The organism is Streptomyces murinus, from assembly GCF_002154555.1.
Taxonomy (GTDB): domain Bacteria; phylum Actinomycetota; class Actinomycetes; order Streptomycetales; family Streptomycetaceae; genus Streptomyces; species Streptomyces murinus.
Map to the genome: position 1 here is coordinate 1 of NZ_MUNF01000225.1, position 2,693 is coordinate 2,693.

Here is a 2,693-nt window from a genome sequence, read left to right on the forward strand (position 1 = left end):
GGGCATCGGAGATGCCGTACCGGTCCTGGATGGCGGGGATGCGCGTCACCAGCAGGGCGAAGGCGGCGCCCTGGGCGAAGAAGGCGAACGCCAAAGAGGCCCTGCCTCGCCGCAGCAGTTCAGTCATGGCGGCGAGCGTAGGGCCCCGGCTTACTTGTGGGTAGACATCGCCAAAGGTGAATTTCCTTCAGCTTCGACGGTGGCGGTCCCGGCGGCGGCCTCCGCCTCCAGCAGCCGCTCCATCGGGCCCGCGGCCAGCACCCCGCTGACCCGGAAGGCGACCACCATCGTGGCGATCAGGACGACGGTGCCGAGCCAGACCATGGTGTCCACGGGGACGGTGTAGGCGCCGACGACCCGGGCGACGCACTCGGCGAGCAGGGCCACGCCCCAGACGAGGGAGAACAGCCGCTCCCGCCGCCGGAAGTCCGCGGACCGCACCGAGGTGCCGCCGGTCAGCCGCTGCCAGGCGGCCTCCTTGACCGCGTCCCCCTTGACCAGGAAGGGCATCACCGCGGTGGTCATCATCGGCCGGCCGAGCCGGACCGAGAGCAGGATGCCGATGCCGACGGTGCTGCTGACCGCGCCGTCCTTGGCGAGCATCAGCCGCGGGTCCCCGGCGAGCGTGCTCACCAGCAGGGAGACGAGGTTGACCACCAGGATCAGGCAGGCCAGCGCGTTGGCCCGGCGCTCGCGGACCAGGCCCCACACGGTGCGCACCGCCGGGACCACACTGCTCCAGGCGAGCGCCGCGACGGTGCTCGTGCCGAGGCCGTCCTTGAGGACGTAGTACGCCCCGATGGGCACGGCCACATCGATGATGAGCGGCCGGAGGTTGTCCAGCATGCTCGGGTTCTGCTGCGTGTTCCGGCTGTGGTTCCCCGTGTTCTTCGTCATGCCCTCAGCTTCCCGTCCGGCGGGGGTGCGCCGGTAGAAACGTTCGTCCGGACGACGGCATGACAGATGTCAGGCACCGGCGGATGGCACGGGTCATACCGCGGGTCATTTCAGCAGGTCGGGCAACTCCCCCATGTCCGCGAACAGTTGGGTGGCTCCGGCGAGCCGCTCGGCCGGGGTCATCGCGGTGAACCCGTACACGTCCATCCCGGCCGCCACGGCCGCCTGGACGCCCAGCGGTGAGTCCTCCACGACCGCGCACCGGCCGGGGGCGACGCCCATCCGCTCGGCCGCGTACAGGAAGAGGTCGGGCGCGGGCTTGCCCTTGCCGACGTCCTGCGAACTGAAGATCCGCTCCTCCCGGAACCACCGGTCGAGCCCGGTGGTGCGGTGCCCCACCCTGATCCGCTGATGGCTACCGGAGGAGGCCACGCAGTACGGCACCCCGTCCGCGGCCAGCTTCTCCAGCACCTCGGCGGCGCCCGGCACGGGCCCCAACTCCCGCTCGAACGCGGCGAAGACCCGCGCGTGGAAGACATCGTCGAAGTCGGCGGGCAGCCGCTGTCCGGTGCGCTCCAGGACGAGATCGTGCACCCGGTGCATCGCCGAGCCCATGTAGTCGCGCAGGGAGTCCTCGTACGACGTCTCGATCCCCAGCTCGGTGAGGTAGGCCGCCAGGTGACGGTTGGAGATCGGCTCGCTGTCCACCAGGACGCCGTCGTTGTCGAAGATGATCAGGTCATAGCGCATGACCCCAGCCTAAGAGCCGGTGGCCAGGGCTCCTTCGCGGAGCTGCCGCAGGATGGCGTCCCAGAACCGGGCCCGGTCGCCCAGCGCCTCGCGGACCGCGTGGGTGCACTGCTCCCATTTCCGGCTGTCGTCGCCGCAGAGGTCGACCAGCATGCGCATGGCCATGGGGGTGTGCTCGTCGGCGTCGACCTCGATGTGCCGGTGGAGGTAGTTCTTGAACTTGGCGAGGCTTCCGTCGCGGTCGTCGATGCGGACGACCTGTTCGAACATCTCCGGGATCAGGTCCTCGCGTCCGAAGGCGAACACCGCGGCCTGGACGTGCACCGGGGCGGTCTCGATGACGTTCCAGGTGGCACCGACGAAGTCCCGTACCGGGAGCGGTGCTTCCGCGGCCATGAGGGCCTTGGGGACGGGGGTGCCGGAGCGGATCAGGTCGAGGAAGGCGTCCAGCGGTCCGGGGTCGGCGCCGACGTCGTCCATCGCGGCCCGGTACAGCTCGAAGTGGGAGATGAATCCCTCGCCCAGTTCGTCGCTCTCCTCGACCAGGGTGATCTCGTTGATCAGCCGGCGGGAGGCGACCGGGCCCTGCGGCACCCACGGCACGCTGGTGCAGGTCAGCTGCCGCTGGAGGCTCTTCAGCAAGGACATGAAGTCCCATACGGCGAAGGCGTGGTGCTCCATGAACACCGCGACGTCCCGGCGGCTGCGGAAGCTCGTGTAGAGGGGGTGACCGGTGACCTCGGTGCGGACGGCCGCGATGTGCTCTTTGAGCGCGAGGACACCGGGGTGCTCGACGGAGGACTTATAACGGGACATCGTCATGGGCTGATAACGTGCCGAACTCTTCCGAGGACACTGCGTGTCCCGGATATTGCCTCTGAAATTGTCCGGGAACGCAGAAAACCCCCGCACCAATGGTGCGGGGGTTCCCCTAAAAATTGTTCGGCGGCGTCCTACTCTCCCACAGGGTCCCCCCTGCAGTACCATCGGCGCTGAAAGGCTTAGCTTCCGGGTTCGGAATGTAACCGGGCGTTTCCCTAACGCTA

3 protein-coding genes, 1 rRNA gene and 1 pseudogene are annotated in these 2,693 nt (G+C 68.7%); all 5 read right to left on the reverse strand.

The window, feature by feature from the left end; translation table 11 throughout:
• Positions 1–127 (reverse strand): annotated as a pseudogene (locus CCN72_RS40565) (MFS transporter); the annotation flags it as partial.
• A 23-nt stretch (positions 128–150) separates the two neighbouring features.
• Entirely contained in the window at positions 151–897 is a 747-nt protein-coding gene (locus tag CCN72_RS15395) for a VC0807 family protein (RefSeq protein WP_086808003.1), read from the reverse strand.
• A 105-nt stretch (positions 898–1,002) separates the two neighbouring features.
• Positions 1,003–1,647, reverse strand: coding sequence for an HAD family hydrolase (locus CCN72_RS15400; RefSeq protein ID WP_086808004.1), 645 nt, complete (start codon positions 1,645–1,647; stop codon positions 1,003–1,005).
• A gap of 9 nt (positions 1,648–1,656) precedes the next feature.
• Positions 1,657–2,469 (reverse strand): DUF3050 domain-containing protein, encoded by an 813-nt coding sequence (locus tag CCN72_RS15405; protein WP_244174238.1) that lies wholly within the window; start codon positions 2,467–2,469, stop codon positions 1,657–1,659.
• Between the two features lie 118 nt (positions 2,470–2,587).
• A 5S ribosomal RNA gene (rrf, locus tag CCN72_RS15410) occupies positions 2,588–2,693 on the reverse strand; the annotation flags it as partial.